Source organism: Arthrobacter sp. K4-10C, assembly GCF_059090085.1.
The window spans coordinates 192,078-212,579 of the sequence record NZ_JBNHFI010000005.1 but is presented as its reverse complement, the minus strand read 5'-3'; the positions used below and the strand labels follow the sequence as shown (position 1 = coordinate 212,579).

Genomic DNA, 20,502 nt, shown 5'->3' with positions numbered 1-20,502 from the left:
GCTGGGAGCAAGCCCTTGCCTAGGACGTGGCTTGGGACAGAGGCGGCTTCCCTAGACTCATTGAGTGACTGACGATCAGGTTCGCGGCGCTTACGCCGCACGCGCAGCGGAGTACACCAGTGTTCTAGGTTCTATAGAGGACATGCATGAGCTTGACCGGCGCCGCATAGAGCGATGGGCTGGGGAGATAAGCGGACCGGTCATCGACGCGGGGTGCGGCCCAGGGCATTGGACGGACTTTCTGCACAAGCGGGGTGTCAACATTTCCGGTCTAGACCTCGTTCCTAAATTCATAGAGAAAGCCCGTACCCGGTTCCCGGAGGTATCCTTCCGGGTCTGTTCGCTCGGTACCCTCGACCTGGCTGAAGAAAGCGTTGATGGCGTGCTCGCATGGTATTCACTGATTCATCTGGCCCCGACGGAGCTACCCCAGGTTCTCGTTGAGGTCCGTCGCGTTCTCAGGCCACAAGGGCGCCTGCTTGTTGGATTCTTCGAGGGCGCGTCTGCTGAGCCGATCGACCATGCAGTTACCAAGGCCTATTACTGGTCGGTGGACAAGATGGGTTGGCTGTTGCAGGATGCCGGGTTCGAGGTCCTGGACATAGAAACGCGCCATGATCACGGCAGCCGGCCACACGCAGCTATTGCTGCCATTGCCCGATGAAGCATCGAAGGCGACTGGCGGTGCGGCCTGCGCTTTCCATGGCGCTCGTTGTGGCCGCGGTCCAAACAGGTGGAAACGGTGCTTCCGCGCTGTGTCCGGCCGGCTCACGTGCCTGCAAGTCTTGGTTCTGCTTCCGCCCGCCGCTCGTGTGCCTGGATGATGCCGTCACGGACTGCGGCCCTGATGACGCCGTAGAGGACGTAGAAGGAGGTGGCTGCGAAGACAATGGCCAGGACGAGGGCGTTCAGGTCACTCATGGCCCCGGAATCTCCTGCCAGTGCTGCTGTGCTCGCGCAGCGGCGGTGCGCAGCTCTCCGCCGTCAAGGACGAGGGCGCTTTCCGCCATGCCCATGTCTGTCCACTGGGCAACCTGCCGAAGGTCCCCGGCCGGCGGTAGCGGCCACAGCCAAAGCGATCCGGTGCCGCCCATTTCGTCATCGTTACTACTGCCGCCCTTCCCCCGGAATTCAAAGACGGGCGCCTCCGGTTCTTGGCCCATGTGCATGAATTGTCCGTTCATGGCCTGGGAAGAGGTGGTCGCCCTGGCGCCGTCCGGGAACTGCACGCCGAAGAGAAGGACGGAATCGACTGAAACGATCCCGTTCCGCATGTGCGGCCCGCCGCGATGGAATACCGCATTCAGATCCGACCACTGCCGGTCATCCTGACCAGTGCGCCGGAACATCCACGACACCTCAAAGAGGCATCCAGTCGAGAAGACTTTGGCAGCCTCGGACGGGGAACTGGTGCCGGAATCGGGTAGTCCTGGAAGAAGGTCACGGTTATCCTCGGGTTCGCTGGCTGCGACCGACCGGCGGAGTGACGGCGCCGCCGCCCTGGATCCCCCAATCCGTCGTTACCCGCCAGTCTAATCCGGGAAGCAGGCTGTCCTGAGTCTCCGGCGGCCGGTTCTCGGGAACGGTCGTCGCAACTTCCGATCTTTGCCGCACCTAAACTGACAGGGTGAGTAGAGCGCTGGACAGCCAGGTGAGGACTTCGGGGACAGGTTTCAGAGTTGCATACATCGGGGCGCTGGTGCTCTTGGCTCCCTGGGCCTTGCTTTGGATCGTGGTGGCCGGAATTTCTGCGTTTTCCCCCGGCGCCTCGGGGAGGACCATGTGGTTTGTTTTGCTGGTCGTGCCGTCGGGCGTCCTGTCAGTGGTGGCCTACTCGAGGATTAGAAAGAGCACCACGCGGCGCATGCGCTGGTTGTGGCTGGCGGCGGCCCTCGCGCTGCTCATTGCGGCCTCTTATCCCGCTGCGGTGTCTTTCGGCAGCATGGCTGCTGAAGAGTGGTGTGAGAGCGAGCCCGGTGGAAGGGGCTACGCAGGCAACAAACGTCCAGAAGCGGCGCCGATAATCTCTCTCTGATGATCCTGCCGTCAGCTGACCCCATCGGCTCAGCAGCAGGCCCCAAGCCGGCAGCCCGAGCAGCCAGCCGCCGCACCAGAAGCCCAAGTTCAGGAGCGCCAGCACGACGAGGAGTACGCCGGGCAGCAAGAACGCTACGGCCTGAATCAGCGACGGGACTTTCCTGGCGGGGCCGAAGATGCAACCGCCGATCAGCAGGTAGGCGGCCGCGTACCAGGGCAACAGCTCGATCCCCGAACCCCGAGTCAGGCCGAACACCAGGAGCGTCAGCGCAGCGACCATGACGCACGCCGCGGCGAAGGTCCACGGGCGGTGTTCCTGCTGCATCTGGAGTTCCCTATCCTGCACTCGAGCCAAGAGGGCGTCCGTTCTCATCAAGGGGGACGCCCCTCTCGTCGACCACGAAGTCCTCGATGACATTGCCCGACGTGGTGTCGATGACGACGATGGAGTTGGCCGGCCAGGAGGGGTCGGGAACAAGGTCGTAGTCAACGTCTGAGATCAGGGTGCTGTTTTTCGCCCTGTTGAAGGCATCGACGATGGTGCCAGTGCGGGTGTCCACGGTCACGGTTTCCTGGGGAAGGCCTTCTGCACGGCCGGAAACAGGGGTTGAGTTCCACCACCCCTCGTAGCCGCCGATCGGACGGTCCGCCACAGGTGTACGGGGCACCGGCGTCTCTGTGTTGGAGAGGTTCGCTTGCATGCCGACGGCGGCGCCGGCGACCAGGATTGCAGCCGCACTGGCTTTGCCCAGTACCAGTTTCATCTTTTCCCCCTTTTTGACGCGCGAGAGCACCTTGCCGCCGCGTTGAAGCAACTCGTGATTTCTTGCTGTTGCTGATGAACACAGGGCCCCTAAAAGCACCGACTTCGCGGAGATGCCCATTGCCGGTCCGTCGCGCAGGTCGGCTCGCCAATGCTCCTCGCGAACGTCTCTGAGACGAACCGGGGTCAGTGCCACGGACAAAGCAAGCACCGCCTCGGTGAACTTCACGCCCCCTGCCACTGGCCCTCAGACGTTGCCGGTGAAGGTCTGGTCGTGGACGTCCGGACCTTGGCCCGGTGCGTGTTCACGTAGTCCTGTGCCAGAAGGCGCGCTTCAGCCAGCAGTCGGTAGTAGCGCCGGCGGGGGCCTTTGCGCTCCTGGGCAGAGTCCCATTCGCCGTGGATCCAGCCGGCAGCTTCAAGGCGGTCCAGAATCGGATAAACCGTGCCAGGTTTCTTGCCGACGTCCTTCACGATCTGCAGCCCCCACACACTGTCCGCGGACAACAGGGCCTCAAGGACCAGTGCCGTGGCCGGTGTGACCCGCCCCAAGTTCTCCATGCAATAAATCTAGCTATATAGATTTAGAAGTCAACACTGGTTCTCTTTTTGTATCTCAGGGCCGCGAGGCGGGGATGTCGTGCGGCCACTCTTTGGACAGCATGTTGTTAAATTTATCGTTGGGGCTGCTGATGCCATTTGGCGTGTGATCCCGGTTCAACACACAGCCAGACGGCGGCACCTCCCGGCACGTTGTGCACATGTTCCCGCGGCGCACCGGCTCACGGTGGAGCTTCTTGTGCTGCTGGAGCGGCAGGTGGGGGCCTTAGGGTGCACTTGCAGCTTTGACCGGGGGGCAGGACATGGCAGGCTGGTTTACTCCACAGAAATTTCCCGAAGGGATCCCCGATGGCCTTTGCGCAAAAGCGAGCAACCCGTTCCGCGGCGTCGAATGCCGCCACCTGGCGCGAGGCAGCCCCAGCACCCATCGTCCTGGTCAGCGGTCCCGAGGAATATCTGGGCATCAGGGCCATGGACAGCATCCGTTCCAAGGTCCGGGCGGTTTCGCCAGACGTGGAAGTCAGCCGCATCAACGCCGCCGCTTACGAGGCGGGAACCCTGCTGATGCAGGTCAGCCCGTCGCTGTTCGGGGAAAGCAAGCTGATCGAAGTCGAAGGCGTCGAAGCAATGAACGATGCCTTCCTGGCCGACGCCCTGCGCTACCTGGGGCAACCGGAACCGGACGCCGTCCTGGTCCTCTGGCACCGCGGGGGAGCGCGCGGCAAGAAGCTCCTCGACGCCATCCGAAAAGGTGGCTGGCCAGTGGTGGAATGCCAGCCGCTCAAGAAAGATACCGACAAGATGGCGTTCGTGTCCACGGAGTTCAAGGCCGCCGGCCGAAGGATTGAGCAGGACGCTGTCCTTGCCCTGGTCAATGCGGTCGGGACCAATCTTTCCGAACTCGCGGCGGCATGCAACCAGCTGATAGCCGACGCAGGAACCACCGTGACGTCCGAGGTAGTGGACCGCTACTACGGGGGCCGGATCGAAGCCACAGCCTTCAAGGTGGCCGACGCGGCGATGGCAGGAAACGGGCCATTGGCACTTTCCACGCTTCGCCATGCCCTCGCCACCGGAGCGGATCCGGTACCCCTCGTGGCTGCCCTGGCAGCCAAGCTGCGCACGGTGGCCCGGGTTGCCGGGGCATCGGGCTCCGCGGCACAGATAGCCGCGGAACTGGGCATGCAGCCCTGGCTGGTGGAACAGGCGCAGCGTGATGTCCGGCGCTGGACTCCGGAGGGGCTGGTTCGCTCCATCCAGGCCACAGCGGAGGCTGATGCGCAGGTCAAAGGGTTGTCCCGCGACCCCGTTTTTGCCGTCGAGCACGCAGTGACGGTCATAGCGATGTCCGTCCAGGGCCGGTAAGGCAAGAAGTGACGCTTAAAGGCATGTGGCCGGTACCCGAGGGTACCGGCCACAACCATCAGCTCAAAGGAACTGGAAACCTTACAGTGCGTTGACCTTCTTGGAGATCGCCGACTTGCGGTTTGCTGCGTTGTTCTTGTGCAGAACACCCTTGCTGACAGCCTTGTCCAGCTTGCGGCTGGCAACGATCAGGGCAGTAGCAGCAGCATCCTTGTCCGTGGACTCGACGGCGGTGTTGACGGCGCGGATGGCCGTCTTCAGCTCGGACTTGACTGCGTTGTTGCGCAGGCGAGCCTTCTCGTTGGTCAGGATGCGCTTCTTCTGGGACTTGATATTCGCCACGTGTGAACTCTCTTTTTAATGCGGAAATGGTCTAGAGGGCTTTCAGGCTGGCCATTGACTGAGCGGCGTGGGGATACCTATGGCGGCCAACCATCAGTGGCCGTCGACCTGCACGGACACACAGCTATAAAGAATAGCAGGTCAGCCACGCGCCTGGCCATTCCGAAAGCTACGTCCAGCCGTGTCGCCGGCGCAGCCCGGCGGCCACGTCCTCAAAGCGGCTTTGCGCCAGCACGGCACCTTCCCGGCGGATGTCCCCTGGCCTGAGCTGGATGATGCGGTCCAGCCTGGCCTCACTTGCCCTGCCCTGGCGGTCCCAGCCGCCAACGCCCAGGTCCACATAGTCACCGAAGGCCGATGCTGCCGGAACCCGATCCTTGCTCGTAAGCATCAGCCCCAGCAGGTACGGCCCGCTGCGTCCAACCAGCAGGACGGGGCGGTCCTTTCCACGGGACGGGTCCTCCTCGTACGGAACCCAGGTCCACACCACTTCACCAGGGTCCGGTTCGCCGTCGGGGTTCGGCGCATACCTGACGGTGGAACGCCCGCGGAAATCCCCTGGGTAGGGAAAAGTGTCAAGGCCACCCGGCTCCCGGGCAACAGGATCCCCGGACGCGGTGGGGCCACCAGCCCCCAGCAGCCGAAGGCCGCTTCGGACGGCGTTTCCCAAGGCACGCAGATTGAAAGCCATCCCGCCACCCTACAGCCCTGCTCCGCGGGGGACCTGAACGCACAACCGCGGCAGGGATGCGGTGCCACGGGCCCGGACGTGGGACACTTGAAGTTGACGAAGTGCGGCTGGACCGCGGCGACCTTATATGGGTGCGCCTGCCGGCATGCCGCGTGAATGCCAACAGTAAGGACCCCTGCGTGTCTCCCATGGCCCGCACCGCCCCGGTGCCCGCCGCGACAGATCCGGCCATCATTCGGAATTTCTGCATCATCGCGCACATTGACCACGGCAAGTCCACTCTGGCTGACCGCATGCTGCAGTCCACCGGAGTGGTGCAGGCACGCGACATGAAGGCCCAGTACCTGGACCGGATGGATATCGAGCGTGAGCGCGGCATCACCATCAAGTCCCAGGCCGTCCGGATGCCATGGGAAGTCGACGGCGTGAGCTACGCCCTGAACATGATCGACACACCTGGCCACGTCGACTTCACGTATGAGGTTTCCCGGTCCCTGGCTGCGTGCGAAGGCGCCGTCCTGCTGGTGGATGCGGCGCAGGGCATCGAGGCGCAGACGCTGGCGAACCTCTACCTGGCGATGGAGAACGACCTCACCATCATTCCGGTGCTCAACAAGATTGACCTTCCGGCCGCGCAGCCAGAGAAGTACGCGGCCGAGCTGGCCAACCTTATCGGCGGCGACCCGGAGGATGTCCTCCTGGTTTCCGGAAAGACCGGCGTAGGCGTTGAGGCGTTGCTGGACAAGATCGTCACCGACCTTCCGTCGCCCGTGGGCAACGCGGACGCACCGGCCCGCGCAATGATCTTCGACTCCGTCTACGACACCTACCGCGGCGTGGTGACCTATGTCCGTGTGGTGGACGGGATGCTGCATCCGCGCGAGCGCATCCAGATGATGTCCACCAAGGCCTCGCACGAACTCCTTGAGATCGGCGTCAGCTCACCGGAACCCACGCCATCCAAGGGGCTCGGGGTCGGCGAGGTGGGCTACCTCATCACCGGTGTGAAGGACGTCCGCCAGTCCAAGGTGGGTGACACTGTCACCAACCTTGCCAAGCCGGCGTCGGAATCCCTCAGCGGCTATGCGGATCCCAAGCCTATGGTGTTCTCCGGGCTTTACCCGCTGGACGGGACCGATTACCCGGTGCTGCGCGATGCCCTGGACAAGCTCAAGCTCAACGACGCCGCCCTGGTCTATGAGCCCGAAACGTCAGCTGCGCTGGGTTTCGGCTTCCGCGTGGGCTTCCTGGGCCTGCTGCACCTGGAGATCGTCCGCGAACGCCTCGAGCGTGAATTCAACCTGGACCTCATCTCAACCGCACCTAACGTGGTATACGAAGTGACCCTTGAGGACAAGACTGTCCTGACCGTCACCAACCCCAGCGAGTTCCCGGCCGGAAAAATCCGGGAAGTCCGCGAACCCATGGTGTCCGCGACAATCCTCGCCCCGAACGAGTTTGTCGGAGCCATCATGGAGCTCTGCCAGGGCCGGCGCGGGCAGATGAAGGGCATGGACTACCTTTCCGAGGACCGCGTGGAACTGCGGTACTGGATCCCGCTCGCCGAGATCGTCTTCGACTTCTTTGACATCCTCAAATCCAAGACCCGCGGCTACGCGTCGCTGGACTGGAAGGCCGACGGCGAACAGGTGGCCGACCTGGTCAAGGTTGACATCCTGCTCCAGGGCGAGCAGGTGGACGCCTTCAGCGCCATCACCCACAAGGACAAGGCCTACGCATACGGCGTGATGATGACCGGCAAGCTGCGCGAGCTCATTCCAAGGCAGCAGTTCGAGGTTCCCATCCAGGCCGCCATCGGTTCCCGGATCATCGCGCGCGAAAGTATCCGCGCCATCCGCAAGGATGTGCTCGCCAAGTGCTACGGCGGCGACATTTCCCGGAAGCGCAAGCTGCTCGAGAAGCAGAAGGAAGGCAAGAAGCGCATGAAGATGGTGGGCCGCGTGGAGGTCCCCCAGGAAGCCTTCATCGCCGCGCTGACCACCGACGAGTCCAAGGACAAGGCCAAGAAGTAGTGATGACAGTGGCCGCATGCACAAAGGGCCGCAGCAATGCCTAGCGTTCTTCCCCTGGGCGACCCGGCGCCGCCGGACGGCCTGCTGCCTGCCCAGGCAGCGGAAGGCGCGGCGGGCCGTGCGTTCGGGCTGTACGTTCACATACCCTTCTGCGCCGTGCGCTGCGGGTACTGCGACTTCAATACCTACACGGCCACCGAGCTCGGCGGCGGCGCGTCACAGGACGCCTACGCCCGGACGGCTGCCTCCGAGGTCTCGTTTGCCGCCGCCGTGCTGGCAGGGTCCGGGGTTCCCGCGCGAAAGCTCAGCACCGTGTTTTTCGGCGGCGGGACACCCACCCTGCTCCCTGCGGACGACCTCGCGCTGATCCTCCGGGCGGCAATCGACGAGTGGGGCATCGAGGAGGGCGCGGAGGTCACCACCGAAGCCAACCCGGACTCCGTGACGCCTGAATCCCTCGCGGTCCTCAAGGCCGCCGGCTTCACACGGGTGTCTTTCGGCATGCAGTCGGCGGTTCCGCATGTGTTGAAGGTCCTGGACCGTACCCACGCCCCCAGCCGGGTGCCCCAGGTGGTGCAGTGGGCACGGGAGGCCCGACTTGCCGTGAGCCTGGACCTGATCTACGGAACCCCCGGGGAGTCCCTGGACGACTGGCGGTACTCCCTTGAGACTGCATTGTCCTACCAGCCCGACCACATCAGCGCCTACGCGCTGATCGTCGAGGACGGCACCAAGCTCGCCGCCCAGATCCGCCGCGGCGAAGTCCCGGAAATCGACGACGACGACCACGCCGACAAGTATGAACTCGCCGACCAGCTCATCACCGAAGCCGGGCTGGGCTGGTACGAGGTCAGCAACTGGGCCCGCACCCCTGAGCAGGCATGCCGGCACAACCTCGCCTACTGGCGGGGCGACGACTGGTGGGGGATCGGCCCCGGCGCGCATTCCCATGTGGGCGGAATCCGGTGGTGGAACGTCAAGCATCCGACTGCCTACGCCGGTCGCCTCGCGCAGGGTGTGTCACCGGCTGCCGGAAGGGAAACGCTGGACCGGGAAACCCGGAACGTTGAACGCATCATGCTGGAGGCCCGCCTCCAGGCAGGCCTTGATGTCGCCACCCTGAGCGCGGCAGGACGGCATGAAATTGCCGGATTGATCGCCGACGGCCTGGTGGATCCGGCTGCGGCATTCCGGGGGAAACTCGTCCTCACCCTGAAGGGGCGCCTGCTGGCCGACGCGGTGGTCCGCCGCCTCCTCCCTGACTAGTCCCCACGCCGGCGAGGGTCCCGGCCCGAGCCTGCGAGGGCTGGGAGCCGGTGGGGATTACTTGATCCAGCGCAGGTTGTACTGATACCGGTGCGGCTGGCCGCGGTTCACGTGGATGCCGGCGGCCACGGAGAAGCACGTCAGGGCGATCCAGATCAGGGTGGCGATGACGGCAAAGATGTTTCCGATCACGGGGATGAACACCAGGATGTTTGCCACCACGGCCGCGATGGTGGGCGGAAGGCTGAAGTTCAGCGCTTCCTTGGATTCCTGGGCGGTAAACGGTCCGCGGTCACGGAAAATCAGGAAAATCAGCAGCGCAGGGACACATCCGAGGATCCCCCCGAAGTGCGCCAGTGTGGCCCACTGGCGGTCCTCGCTGGCCGTCAGGGGCAGCGCGTTCGCCGGGACACCGTGGTATTCGGACCGACCGGCGCCGCCCTGGCTGTCCCTATGATCACGTGCGTTTTCTGCCACGGTAAGTTTCCTTCGAGAGTGCAAAATAGTGCGGAATGCCGGTGTTGCCCCGCCGCGCCTGCAACAGTGCGGCAGGACCTGCAGTACCAAGAATACTGGCTATCGGTCCGTTGGCTCCCCACTCAGGGAACAGTAAGGAAGTCAATCACTTCCTCGACACGGCCCAGCAGTGACGCCTCCAGGTCCGCGTAGCTGCGGACGGCGCCCAGCAGCTTCTGCCAGCCCAGCCCAATGTCCTCCTTGGTGGCATGAGGCCAGCCGAAAGCGGCGAGGATACCGGTCTTCCAATCCTGGCCGCGGGGCACCACAGGCCATTGTTCGATCCCCAGCACCGTCGGCCGGATGGCTTGCCACACATCCACGTAGGGGTGGCCCACGATCAGGACATTTCCTGCCGCGCCTGGGGACGCCATGACGGCGTCGGCAATGCGGGATTCCTTTGAATCGGGCACCAGGTGGTCCACGAGCACGCCGAGCCGCCGTCCCGGCCCGGGCCGGAAATCTGCCACTGCTGCGGCGAGGTCGTCAATGCCGTGCAGGGGTTCGACGACGATACCCTCCACCCGGAGGTCATCGCCCCAAACCTTTTCCACCAGTTCGGCGTCGTGTTTACCCTCCACCCAGATGCGGCTGGCCTTGGCGACCTGGGCTCGCTGGCCTGCAACCCGCACGGAGCCCGAGGCCGTCCTTCCGGTGGCCGGGCCGGTTGCCGGGCGCGGTGCCGGCGGCATCAGCCGGATAGCTCGGCCTTCCAAAAGGAAGCCGAAGCCGAGCCTGAAGGTGCGTGATTTGCCGCGCCGGTCCTCCAGGGCCACAACGTGCATCCCGCCGGACTTTTCCACCCGGGTTACCGCGCCAACCCAGCCGGACTGGACATCTTCCAGGACCATTCCGCGTTCAACGGGCACTTCGGGCAATTGGGTGCGGACGGGAGCGGACATGTCCCGGGGGCCCCAGTTCTGGTAATCCATGGATCGACTCCGCCTAGCTCTAGATCAGTGCCGCCGGAAGGTCGCCCGGAGCGGTACCAATGCTAACAACGGGGCGAGGCATAATAGACTGTTAGCACTTAGGCATGTCGAGTGCTAAGCCTGATGGTTTGCACGGGGCGGCGCAGCCGCCCTGACCCTGGATGGAGGTGGAGTGTGAGCGAGCCACGCAAACTGGAAGTACTGCGGGCAATCGTGGAGGACTACGTCCACTCCCGCGAGCCGGTCGGTTCCAAGGCGCTGGTGGAGAGGCATCATCTCGGCGTATCCAGTGCAACAATCCGCAACGACATGGCCGCGCTGGAGGATGAAGGACTCATCACCGCGCCCCACACCAGCGCGGGCCGGATTCCCACGGACAAGGGCTATCGCCTGTTCGTGGACCAGATTTCTGCCGTGAAGCCGTTGTCGCAGGCGGAACGCCGCGCCATCCAGTCCCTGCTCGAAGGCTCCGACGACCTCGACGACGTGCTGGACCGGACCGTCCGCCTGCTCTCGCAACTGACCAACCAGGTGGCCGTGGTCCAGTACCCCCACCTGAGCCGGGCCCTGATCCGCCACATCGAATTTGTCCTGCTGGCACCCCGGAAAGTCCTGGTGGTCCTTATCGCCAACAGCGGCAAGGTGGAGCAACGGGTTATCGACGTCGGGCAGGACCTCGCCGACGATGCACTCGCAGCGCTGCGGACCCGGTTCCTCGGTTCCCTCGCCGGAACTCCGCTGGGCCAGCTGGCGCAGTCCCTGCCCGCCGTCGTTTCCGCAGTCAGTCCGGGACAGCGGCAGGCCGCGCAGGCGCTGGCCCACGGGCTGGAGATCCTCGCGCAGAGCAGCCGCGAGGAACGCATGGTCATGGCGGGCACGGCGAACCTCGCGCGGTCCAACGTGGATTTCCCGCTCAGCATCGGCCCGGTGCTGGAAGCACTGGAGGAACAGGTGGTGATGCTGCGCCTGCTGAGCGAGATGGCGCAGGACCACCGTGGCGTCGCTGTAAGCATCGGGCGGGAAAACCCATATGACGGCCTTGCCGAAGCCTCGGTGGTCGCTACTGGGTACGGCCCGGACAGTGCAGCCAAGATAGGTGTGCTGGGACCCACCCGCATGGACTACCCCACCACGATGGCAGCCGTCAGGGCCGTCGCCCGCTACCTTTCCCGGATCCTGGGACCCTGACCGGACAGTCCGGCTGCCACCGCAGCCGGACGGCCGCCAGGGCACCCCCACTGCAGCAGTACAACAAGGAAGAGATACCAACTTTGAGCAGCCACTACGACGTCCTTGGAGTCTCACCGGAGGCCACGGGAGAAGAAATCAAGAAGGCCTACCGCAAGCTTGCCCGCACCCTGCACCCGGACGTCAACCCGGGGGAGGAGGCTGCTGACCGCTTCAAGGCAGTCACCCATGCGTACGAAGTCCTCTCGGACCCGCAGAAACGGCGTGTCTATGACACCACCGGCAACGAAAACGGCACGGACAACGGGTTCGGCGGCGGCAGCTACGCAGGCCAGGGCTTCGCTTTCCAGGACATCTTCGACACCTTCTTTGGCGCCGGCGGTTCCACCGGTCCTGCCTCCCGGGTCCGCCGCGGGCAGGACGCGCTCATCAGCGTCCGGATCGACCTCCGCGACGCCGTGTTCGGTGTCAACAAGAAACTCGAGGTGGACACTGCGGTTACCTGCCCCACCTGTGAGGGCTCATGCTGCCGGCCGGGAACCCACCCGGAGCGCTGCGACATCTGCGGCGGCAGCGGCCAGGTCCAGAGGGCAGTCCGCTCCATCCTCGGCCAGGTCATGACGGCTGCTCCCTGCGGTACCTGCGAAGGCTTCGGCACCGTCATCAAGGACCCCTGCAACGAGTGCAGTGGCCAGGGCCGCATCCGCAGCCGCCGTTCCCTGACGATCAAGGTTCCTGCCGGCGTGGCCACCGGAACCCGCATCCAGTTGACCGGCCAGGGCGAGGCGGGACCCGCCGGCGGACCTGCCGGCGACCTCTACGTGGAGATCCGGGTCAACAACGACGCCACGTATGTCCGCGACGGGGACGACCTCCACGCCACCCTGAACATTCCGATGACGGCGGCTGCCCTCGGCACCGAGGTCAGCCTGGAAACCTTCGACGGAACCCAGGAGATCGACGTCAAGCCCGGGACGCAGTCCGGCGAAATCATCACCCTTCGCGGACTGGGCGTCACCCATCTGCGCGGATACGGCCGTGGCGACCTGAAGGTGCACCTGCAGGTGGAGACGCCGGCCAAATTGGATGCTGCCCAGGAAGACCTGCTGCGGCAGCTGGCCAAGCTGCGCGGCGAGCAGATCACCGAGGGCAAGCTGGCTGCGAGCGGCGGCATGTTCGCCAAACTCCGGGACCGCCTCGGTAACCTGTAGCGGTGAGCAACCCCGTCTTCTTCACTCCCGCAGGATCCCTTGACGGGATGCAGCCTGGCGGTAAGTTCCTCCTCGAGGGGCCTGAGGCCAGGCATGCGGTGGCCGTAAAACGCCTGGAACCGGGTGAACCCGTGGACATTGTCGATGGCACCGGCACCAGAATGACCGGGCGCGTCGTTGAGGCTTCCGCGTCCGCCCTGGAGGTGGAGTGTTCGTCCATGGCCGTCGAATCCCGGCCCGATGTCCGGCTGGTACTCGTCCAGGCCCTGGCAAAGGGCGACCGGGATGAACTGGCCATCGAGACAGCCACTGAGCTCGGGATAGACGCCGTCATTCCGTGGCAGTCCGAGCGATCAATCGTGCGCTGGAAAGGCGATCGGGCTGTCAAAGCGCATGCCAAATGGCAGTCGGTGGTTACCGCAGCCGCCAAGCAGGCCCGGCGGGCATGGGTGCCGGAGGTCCGCCCCGCCGTCGACACTGCCGCCCTCGCAATAGCCGTCGAAGCCGCGGACCTTGCCGTTATCCTGCACGAGGACGCCGTCCGCCCCCTCCGCAGTGTGCTTGAGGCGTGGGCCGGTGCCGGGGGAGCGGACCCCCGGGAGGTGCTCCTGATCGTGGGGCCGGAGGGCGGTATCAGTCCCCGCGAAGTCACCAGGCTTTGCGACAAGGGCGCCGTGACTGCACTGCTGGGGCACCATGTCCTGCGGTCGTCCACCGCCGGCCCCGCCGCCGTCGTGCTTGCCAGCGATATCCTGGGACGCTGGACGGCTACCGCACCTTGAAGGCCCGGGTGTCCCCGTACTGGTCGGGCCCACCCCCGGTTCCGGCCTGTGCCACCCGCAACTCGTAGTCGCCGGCCGGCAGGGTCAGCGCCAGGGTGAAGACCCCGGCGTGGCCCTGTTCGGCCGACGCAGTGGTTTCCCCGGTGAGGAAGGGCTCCTTGGTTCCGTCGTTTCCGGACCGCAGGATCTGCCAGCGGAGCTTCCCGCCGGCTGTGGTGCTTCGTCCGGTGATCTTGACGCTCCCGCCGGGCACTTCCACGTTTTCCTGCGGATCGATAATCCATACAGGCGCCACCAGCCCGGTGGTTCGGGTCATCAGCGCACCCAGCTGGACATGGTCGAAGGCCACGTAGTCCGTGTGCCCGTCGACGAGGATGCGCACCCGGATCTGCTGCCCCGAATCGATCAGGCCGGAGCTGGCAGCGGCGGCAGTTGCCGTGTAAACGAGCTGCTGGATGGCACGGGCAGCCATCTCCGCGTCGAGGTTGCTGTTGAAAGCGTCCTCGGAGACGTCCACGGTAATAACGTCCTTGCCGGAAATTGACGTGGCGAGCTGGCTGGGGTTTTGCCAGGGCGTGAAGAAATCCGGGTCAAGGGGCTTATCCGACATCATGGACCGCAGGGCGCGTGTCACCGGGTTTTCCTGCTCCGGAACATCGCGGAATTCGCGGTAGAGGAAAACGTCGCTCTCGCTGCGGCCGATCCAGTACACCGGAGCCTTGTTCGACGACTGGGTGGTTTCCAGCGGCGCGCTGGTGGACGGGGCCTGCGGCGTGCCAGTGGCGATGGGATTGGGAAGCGTGCCGGTGGGCGACGGCCCGGCCTCCGCTATGCAGCCGGTCATCACGGGTACTGCTGCCAGAACGCCGGCCAGCAGTAGTCCGCGCACGCGGCCCACGGCACGGCCGTACCTCGCGGGCGCAGCGGTTTCCGGCACTGTCGTCCTGTCCTTTCCTGGCATGGAACGCCGATCCCCGGGCGGCCTGGTTTTCCAGCTGCAGCTGGATTTCCAGCATGGCACACCCCCCAGGGCCTGCCGGCCGCCACCCCGTCCCGGTGTCCAACTGAGACGGGAACGATATAAGGCCGATATGAAGTTGATATCTAATGACGGGACCTGGTCATTCTTCCCCCCATCCGCGGTGCTTTCCGGTATCCGGCGTCCCGGCCTGCTGGCGTAATATGGAAAGACGAAAACGAACCGACCTTGAGGGGACCACAGGCCTGCGGGCCATCACTATGACTGAATCAGCGAACGGAAAGCGCCGGCCCGCCGGAGAGGACAGCCCCGGGGAATTTCCCCATACCCTCCCGGGCATCCGGACTGAGGTGGTACTTTTCGAGAACTCCGATCAGATGGTCCAGTCGCTGGGCAGCCATGACGAGGCTTTGCGGTACATCGAGGAACAGTTTCCGCATGTGAACTTCCACGTCCGCGGCAACGAGCTCTCCATCAGCGGACCCACCCATGACGTGCCCCGGATCATGCGGCTGCTCCATGAAGTCCGCGGACTTGTGGCCCGCGGCACTGTCATCAGTCCCACAGTGCTCCAGCAGCTGGTGGCCCTGCTGCGCACCCAGTCGCTGCAGAACCCGGTGGACGTGCTGACGCATGACATCCTGTCCAGCCGCGGGAAAACCATCCGCCCGAAAACCCTGAACCAGAAGAACTACGTTGACGCCATAGACGACAACACGGTGATCTTCGGCATCGGGCCTGCCGGAACGGGAAAGACGTACCTGGCCATGGCCAAAGCGGTGCAGGCACTGCAGCAAAAAGAGGTCACCCGCATCATCCTGACCCGTCCGGCCGTCGAGGCCGGGGAACGCCTGGGCTTCCTGCCCGGCACCCTGAGCGACAAAATCGACCCCTACCTGCGTCCGCTCTACGACGCGCTCCACGACATGATGGACCCTGAGTCCATTCCGCGGCTCATGGCCGCCGGAACCATCGAAGTGGCGCCCCTTGCCTACATGCGCGGCCGCACCCTCAACGACGCATTCATCATTCTCGACGAGGCGCAGAACACCACGCCTGAGCAGATGAAGATGTTCCTGACGCGCCTGGGCTTCGGCTCCAAAATGGTGGTCACCGGCGACATCACCCAGGTTGACCTCCCGTTCGGCACCCGGTCCGGGCTGCGCATCGTGGAGGAGATCCTGCTGGGCATCGAGGGCGTTAACTTCTCCGTCCTGGACGCCGCCGACGTCGTCCGGCACCGCTTGGTGGGCGATATCGTCAATGCCTACAGCATCTGGGACGACGCCCAGCGGGCGCGCGCCAAACATTCAGCAGTAAAGGAAAAACGGGGGGAACGCGCTTGAGCATCGAGGTCAACAACGAGTCAGGCGTCCAGGTGGACGAAGCGGAACTCGTTGCATTGTCCCGGTACATCTTTGAACAGCTGTACATCCACCCCCAGGCGGAGCTGTCCATCCTGCTGGTTGATGAGCCAGCCATGGAGAAGCTGCATATCGAGCTGATGGACGAGCCCGGTTCCACCGATGTCCTGTCCGTGCCCATGGATGAGCTCACCCCCGGAACGCCCGACCGGCCCACGCCGCAGGGGATGCTGGGGGACATCGCCATCTGCCCGCAGGTGGCGAAGGTGCAGGCCCGGAACGCGGGCCACGAACTCCAGGATGAAATGCTGCTGCTGACCACCCACGGCATCCTGCACCTGCTGGGCTACGACCATGCCGAACCCGAGGAAAAGGCCGAGATGTTCGGGCTCCAGCGGGAACTCCTGTCCGGCTTCACCGGCAAAGAAGCACCCGCCGAGACCACCCAGTGACCCCGTTGCTCCTGGTCGCGATGGCCCTGCTCTTCCTGGGCATCGCGGCGGTGCTGACAGCGGCGGAGGCGGCTTTCAACTTCCTTCCGCGCCACGACGCGGAGGAGGCGCTCCTCAAGAGCCGCGGCACCGCGATGCGCCGGATCCTCGCCCAGCCTGTGGCGCACATCCGTGCGCTGAGGTTTTGGCGCATCTGGTTCGAGATGGCTTCCGCCGTGGCCGTCGCCGTCCTGCTTTACAGCCTGCTGGACAACGTGTGGCTCGCCGGCCTGGCAGCCACGGGCATCATGGCGCTGGTGGGATTCGTCATTGTGGGCGTCTCGCCCCGGCAGCTGGGCCGGCTGCATTCCGCTGCGGTGGTCCGGTTCACGGCCCCGACCATCCGGTTCCTGACATGGATCCTGGGTCCGATTCCGGGCTGGCTGGTCGCGCTGGGAAGTTCGGCGGCGCCCGGCGCCCCCGGCGGTGACGAAGCATTTTTCAGTGAGCAGGAATTCCGTGAACTGGTGGAACGTGCCAGCGAATCCGACATGATCGAGGACACCGAGGCCGAGATGATCCAGTCGGTTTTCGACTTCGGTGACACCCTGGTCCGCGCCGTGATGGTGCCCAGGACAGACATCGTCAGCATCGAATCCGGCTCAAGCCTCCACCAGGCCATGTCCTTGTTCCTTCGTTCCGGCTACTCACGGATCCCGGTGATCGGAGAGGACACCGACCATATCCTTGGCATCATCTATCTCAAGGATGTGGCCGCCGTCGTCCATGGACTCGCCCCGGACGCGGAACCGCCGCTGGTGGATTCATTGGCCCGCGAGGTCAGGTACGTGCCCGAGTCCAAGCCGGTGAGCGACCTGCTGCGCGAGCTGCAGAAGGAGTCCACCCACGTTGCCATCGTTATCGACGAATACGGCGGCACAGCCGGCCTGGTCACCCTGGAGGACCTGATCGAGGAAATCGTGGGTGAGATCGTGGATGAGTACGACACCGAAAGCGCCGAAGCCGTGGAGCTTGGCGACGGCTCCTACCGCGTCAGCGCAAGGATGAGCATCGATGACCTGGGTGAGCTCTTCGACTTGGAGCTTGACGACGACGAAGTTGACACCGTGGGCGGCCTTCTCGCAAAAGCACTTGGCCGGGTTCCGATCGTGGGCAGCCACGTTGAGGTCCACGGAGTCTCGCTGCGGGCCGACCGGCTTGAGGGCCGGCGGAACCGCGTCAGCCACATTATTGCGGCGGCGGTTCCAAGAGTAGACACTGACCTTGAAGACCTCCTCGAAGAGGCGGAAACAACCCAGCAGGGAGTTCCACGTGAACAAGAAAAATAAGGCAGCAGCGGCGGAAGACTTCGGCGGCTTCCATGCAGGGTTTTCGGTCCTGGTGGGCCGCCCCAACGCAGGCAAGTCCACGCTGACGAATGCCCTCGTGGGGAAAAAGGTGGCCATCACGTCGGCAAAGCCGCAGACCACCCGCCACACCATCCGCGGCATAGTACACCGGGAGGACGCCCAGCTGATCCTGGTGGACACCCCTGGGCTGCATCGTCCCCGAACCCTCCTGGGCAAGCGCCTGAACGACCTCGTGGCGGACACGCTCGCAGAGGTTGACGCCATCGGGTTCTGCCTGCCGGCCAACGAAAAGATCGGCCCGGGAGACAAATTCATCGCTGCCCAGCTGGCGGCCGTAGGGCGCAAACCCGTCATCGCCATCGTCACCAAGGCGGACCTGGTGGACCGCCAGGCCCTGACCGAACAGCTGCTGGCCGTGGCCGAGCTCGGCCGCGAGGTGATGGGGGAGGACGGCTGGAAGGACATCGTGCCGGTCTCCGCCACAGACGGCTTCCAGGTGGAAACAGTCGCGGATGTCCTCATCAGCCACATGCCGCCGTCGCCTCCGCTGTATCCCGATGGCGAGCTGACGGACGAGCCGGAAGCTGTGATGGTGGCAGAACTCATCCGGGAGGCAGCGCTTGAAGGCGTCAGGGACGAGTTGCCGCACTCCCTGGCCGTAGTGGTCGAGGAAATCGTTCCGCGGGAGGACCGCCCCGACGACAAGCAGCTCCTGGACGTGCGCGTGAATCTGTATGTGGAGCGTCCCTCGCAGAAGGCCATCATCATCGGCAAAGGCGGCAGCAGGCTTCGCGAAGTGGGTACCAACGCGCGCAAGGGGATCGAGGCCCTTCTGGGCACGCGCATCTACCTTGACCTGCACGTCAAGGTTGCCAAGGACTGGCAGCGGGACCCGAAACAGCTCGTCAAACTGGGGTTCTGACCCGCCATTGCTCGGCGCCGCCGAAGTGCCGCCCGGGATTTTCCCAGACTGGACCACTAAAATGGACCGGATTTTGAATTTAGAGGAAGGTTCATCACGTGGGTCGAGGCCGCGATATACGCGACAACGAAGCTGACTTGCCAGCCGGAACAGGACCGGTATCCCGGCATGCCCACGATAGCGCCGTAGGGGCGGCACGGCATCTTGGCCCCGTCCGGGGCATGCCCATCTGGCTCAAAGCCGTCACCGCTGTCCTGTCCCTGGCCATCGTCGGCGGGCTGGCCTTTGCCGGGTTCTGGTTCCTGCGCCTGCAGGGCAACATCTCCAAGGCCCCGCTGAACGCCGGCGGAGGCAATAGCGAGACGGTCAGCGACGCAACGGGCAGGATGCAGATCCTGATCCTCGGCTCCGACACCCGCGACGGCAAGAACGCCGAGTACGGTGAGGCAGACCTTTCGGCGGGCCATGGCAAGTCGGACGTCATGATGCTGATGGACATCTCGGAGGACAACAAACGTGTCAGCGTCGTCAGCTTCCCCCGTGACCTGCTGGTGGACATACCCGAGTGCAGGGACGAGGAAACCGGCAGGGAGTACCCGGCCCGCAGCGGCGTCATGATCAACGAGGCCATGACGGAAGCCGGCATCGGCTGCGCCGTGGACACGGTCAACAAGCTCACCGGCATGGAAGTGGACCACTTCATGATGGCCGATTTCAATGCCGTGAAGGAGTTGTCCAACGCGGTGGGAGGAGTGGAAGTCTGCATCAGCGACGCAGTCTACGACCCTGACTCCCGGCTGCGGCTGCCCGCCGGCACCTCGATGGTGCAGGGGGAGCAGGCACTTGCCTTCCTGCGCACCCGCCATGCCTTTGCCGACGGCGGCGACCTGGGCCGGATCAAGGCGCAGCAGGGCTTCCTCTCCTCGTTGACGCGGAAGATCAAGGACGACGGCACCTTGTCCGATCCCGGCAAGATGCTGAAGATCGCCGACGTCGTCACCCAGAACCTGACAGTCGATGAGGGCCTGGCCTCGGTTCCCACGCTGCTCACCATCGGCAACCGGCTCAAGGACATTGACATCAGCAAGGTGGCGTTCGTTGCCGTTCCCACCACCCCGGCTGACCTCGACCCGAACAGGCTCCAGATTGCCGAGCCGGCGGGCTCCCAGCTCTTCGCTGCCCTGCGCAAGGACATCGACCTGACGGATCCCACCGCGCCCACCACGCCGGCGCCCGGCGAAACAGCACCGCCGTCGGCGGCACCAACCGAGACGGTTCCGGCACCGCCTCCCTATGACAAAGCGCTGCAGCCCGTAACCGTGGCAAACGGCACGGGTATCCCCGGCCGGGCCCAGGAGATCGTGCAGGCCTTGATCTCCGGCGGATTCGCACAGGCTGCCCAGTTCGAGAGTGCGGCAGTGCAGCAATCGGTGGTCTACTATGGTTCGGACTTCGCCGACGTTGCCGCCGAGGTCGCTGCGCTGCTCGGCATCCCGGCCGGGCAACTGGTTCCGGCCCCCGGTGTTTCAGGCGTCCAGGTCTACCTGGGCACGGACTTCACGTCGGGTACCACATACGGGGCAGGGGCAGGGGCCGCGCTGCCCGAAGACATCGTGAACCAGACAGCGGGCGACACCGTCTGCCAGCAGGCCAACCCATACCTGATCGTGCAGGAATAGCAGTCCGCCCAATCGAAAGCGGGGCCCGCCACCTCAACAGGTGGCGGGCCCCGCTTTCGCTGATGCCGGG

General features: G+C 64.7%; 22 protein-coding genes. 12 read left to right on the top strand and 10 right to left on the bottom strand.

Annotated elements, in window-relative coordinates:
• Positions 1 to 64 precede the first annotated feature (64 nt).
• A complete protein-coding gene (locus AC5RUU_RS08745) occupies positions 65 to 664 on the top strand; it encodes a class I SAM-dependent methyltransferase (protein WP_493974810.1) in 600 nt (199 codons plus the stop codon).
• 104 nt (positions 665 to 768) lie between these two features.
• Here the strand turns inward: AC5RUU_RS08745 and AC5RUU_RS08740 are convergent, their stop codons facing one another.
• The 5 genes from AC5RUU_RS08740 to AC5RUU_RS08720 all read right to left on the bottom strand — a co-directional run bounded on the left by AC5RUU_RS08740 (position 769) and on the right by AC5RUU_RS08720 (position 3,361).
• Positions 769 to 921 (bottom strand): hypothetical protein, encoded by a 153-nt coding sequence (locus AC5RUU_RS08740; protein WP_493974809.1) that lies wholly within the window; start codon positions 919 to 921, stop codon positions 769 to 771.
• Positions 918 to 1,349, bottom strand: coding sequence for a hypothetical protein (locus tag AC5RUU_RS08735; RefSeq protein WP_493974808.1), 432 nt, complete (start codon positions 1,347 to 1,349; stop codon positions 918 to 920). The genes AC5RUU_RS08740 and AC5RUU_RS08735 overlap by 4 nt, the downstream gene beginning before the upstream one ends.
• 470 nt (positions 1,350 to 1,819) lie before the next feature.
• Positions 1,820 to 2,362 (bottom strand): hypothetical protein, encoded by a 543-nt coding sequence (locus AC5RUU_RS08730; RefSeq protein ID WP_493974807.1) that lies wholly within the window; start codon positions 2,360 to 2,362, stop codon positions 1,820 to 1,822.
• Between the two features lie 10 nt (positions 2,363 to 2,372).
• Complete coding sequence (locus tag AC5RUU_RS08725; protein ID WP_493974806.1) at positions 2,373 to 2,801, bottom strand: hypothetical protein; 429 nt, start codon at positions 2,799 to 2,801, stop codon at positions 2,373 to 2,375.
• Positions 2,802 to 3,025: 224 nt separating this feature from the next.
• A complete protein-coding gene (locus AC5RUU_RS08720) occupies positions 3,026 to 3,361 on the bottom strand; it encodes a PadR family transcriptional regulator (protein WP_493974805.1) in 336 nt (111 codons plus the stop codon).
• A gap of 348 nt (positions 3,362 to 3,709) precedes the next feature.
• Here AC5RUU_RS08720 and holA point away from each other — a divergent pair, with 348 nt between their 5' ends.
• A complete protein-coding gene (holA, locus tag AC5RUU_RS08715) occupies positions 3,710 to 4,726 on the top strand; it encodes a DNA polymerase III subunit delta (protein ID WP_493974804.1) in 1,017 nt (338 codons plus the stop codon).
• 81 nt (positions 4,727 to 4,807) lie between these two features.
• On the opposite strand, the gene rpsT is transcribed toward holA, so the two are convergent.
• Both rpsT and AC5RUU_RS08705 read right to left on the bottom strand, forming a co-directional pair.
• Complete coding sequence (gene rpsT, locus AC5RUU_RS08710) at positions 4,808 to 5,068, bottom strand: 30S ribosomal protein S20 (protein ID WP_493974803.1); 261 nt, start codon at positions 5,066 to 5,068, stop codon at positions 4,808 to 4,810.
• A 169-nt stretch (positions 5,069 to 5,237) separates the two neighbouring features.
• Positions 5,238 to 5,759, bottom strand: coding sequence for a type II toxin-antitoxin system PemK/MazF family toxin (locus AC5RUU_RS08705; RefSeq protein ID WP_493974802.1), 522 nt, complete (start codon positions 5,757 to 5,759; stop codon positions 5,238 to 5,240).
• A gap of 179 nt (positions 5,760 to 5,938) precedes the next feature.
• Here AC5RUU_RS08705 and lepA point away from each other — a divergent pair, with 179 nt between their 5' ends.
• Together lepA and hemW are read left to right on the top strand one after the other, a co-directional pair.
• Positions 5,939 to 7,792, top strand: a complete 1,854-nt coding sequence (lepA, locus tag AC5RUU_RS08700) for a translation elongation factor 4 (protein WP_493974801.1) — start codon at positions 5,939 to 5,941, stop codon at positions 7,790 to 7,792.
• Positions 7,793 to 7,828: 36 nt separating this feature from the next.
• Complete coding sequence (hemW, locus tag AC5RUU_RS08695) at positions 7,829 to 9,058, top strand: radical SAM family heme chaperone HemW (protein WP_493974800.1); 1,230 nt, start codon at positions 7,829 to 7,831, stop codon at positions 9,056 to 9,058.
• A 57-nt stretch (positions 9,059 to 9,115) separates the two neighbouring features.
• Here hemW and AC5RUU_RS08690 read toward each other — a convergent pair whose 3' ends face one another.
• Positions 9,116 to 9,535 carry a DUF4870 domain-containing protein gene (locus AC5RUU_RS08690; RefSeq protein ID WP_493974799.1) on the bottom strand — a complete coding sequence of 140 codons (420 nt, stop codon included), beginning with the start codon at positions 9,533 to 9,535 and terminating at the stop codon, positions 9,116 to 9,118.
• 122 nt (positions 9,536 to 9,657) lie between these two features.
• Positions 9,658 to 10,506, bottom strand: coding sequence for a DUF3097 domain-containing protein (locus AC5RUU_RS08685; RefSeq protein WP_493974798.1), 849 nt, complete (start codon positions 10,504 to 10,506; stop codon positions 9,658 to 9,660).
• Between the two features lie 174 nt (positions 10,507 to 10,680).
• Between AC5RUU_RS08685 and hrcA the strand changes: the two genes are divergently transcribed.
• From hrcA to AC5RUU_RS08670, 3 genes are all read left to right on the top strand, one after another.
• Positions 10,681 to 11,694, top strand: a complete 1,014-nt coding sequence (hrcA, locus tag AC5RUU_RS08680; protein ID WP_493974797.1) for a heat-inducible transcriptional repressor HrcA — start codon at positions 10,681 to 10,683, stop codon at positions 11,692 to 11,694.
• 83 nt (positions 11,695 to 11,777) lie between these two features.
• The gene (dnaJ, locus tag AC5RUU_RS08675; protein ID WP_493974796.1) at positions 11,778 to 12,905 is read left to right on the top strand and encodes a molecular chaperone DnaJ; all 1,128 of its coding nucleotides are present in this window, start codon (positions 11,778 to 11,780) and stop codon (positions 12,903 to 12,905) included.
• Positions 12,906 to 12,907: 2 nt separating this feature from the next.
• Complete coding sequence (locus tag AC5RUU_RS08670; RefSeq protein WP_493974795.1) at positions 12,908 to 13,687, top strand: 16S rRNA (uracil(1498)-N(3))-methyltransferase; 780 nt, start codon at positions 12,908 to 12,910, stop codon at positions 13,685 to 13,687.
• Here AC5RUU_RS08670 and AC5RUU_RS08665 read toward each other — a convergent pair.
• On the bottom strand, positions 13,674 to 14,624 hold the full coding sequence (locus tag AC5RUU_RS08665; RefSeq protein WP_493974794.1) for a GerMN domain-containing protein: 951 nt from the start codon (positions 14,622 to 14,624) through the stop codon (positions 13,674 to 13,676). The two genes, AC5RUU_RS08670 and AC5RUU_RS08665, sit on opposite strands and share 14 nt — an antisense overlap.
• Before the next feature lie 302 nt (positions 14,625 to 14,926).
• Here AC5RUU_RS08665 and AC5RUU_RS08660 point away from each other — a divergent pair, with 302 nt between their 5' ends.
• From AC5RUU_RS08660 to AC5RUU_RS08640, 5 genes are all read left to right on the top strand, one after another.
• On the top strand, positions 14,927 to 16,012 hold the full coding sequence (locus tag AC5RUU_RS08660; protein WP_493974793.1) for a PhoH family protein: 1,086 nt from the start codon (positions 14,927 to 14,929) through the stop codon (positions 16,010 to 16,012).
• On the top strand, positions 16,009 to 16,482 hold the full coding sequence (gene ybeY / locus AC5RUU_RS08655; protein WP_493974792.1) for an rRNA maturation RNase YbeY: 474 nt from the start codon (positions 16,009 to 16,011) through the stop codon (positions 16,480 to 16,482). The genes AC5RUU_RS08660 and ybeY overlap by 4 nt, the downstream gene beginning before the upstream one ends.
• On the top strand, positions 16,479 to 17,810 hold the full coding sequence (locus tag AC5RUU_RS08650) for a hemolysin family protein (RefSeq protein ID WP_493974791.1): 1,332 nt from the start codon (positions 16,479 to 16,481) through the stop codon (positions 17,808 to 17,810). The genes ybeY and AC5RUU_RS08650 overlap by 4 nt, the downstream gene beginning before the upstream one ends.
• Positions 17,794 to 18,753 (top strand): GTPase Era, encoded by a 960-nt coding sequence (era, locus tag AC5RUU_RS08645; RefSeq protein WP_493974790.1) that lies wholly within the window; start codon positions 17,794 to 17,796, stop codon positions 18,751 to 18,753. Before AC5RUU_RS08650 ends, era begins: the two co-directional genes overlap by 17 nt.
• A 221-nt stretch (positions 18,754 to 18,974) precedes the next feature.
• Positions 18,975 to 20,432, top strand: coding sequence for an LCP family protein (locus AC5RUU_RS08640; RefSeq protein WP_493974789.1), 1,458 nt, complete (start codon positions 18,975 to 18,977; stop codon positions 20,430 to 20,432).
• The last annotated feature ends 70 nt before the right edge of the window (positions 20,433 to 20,502 follow it).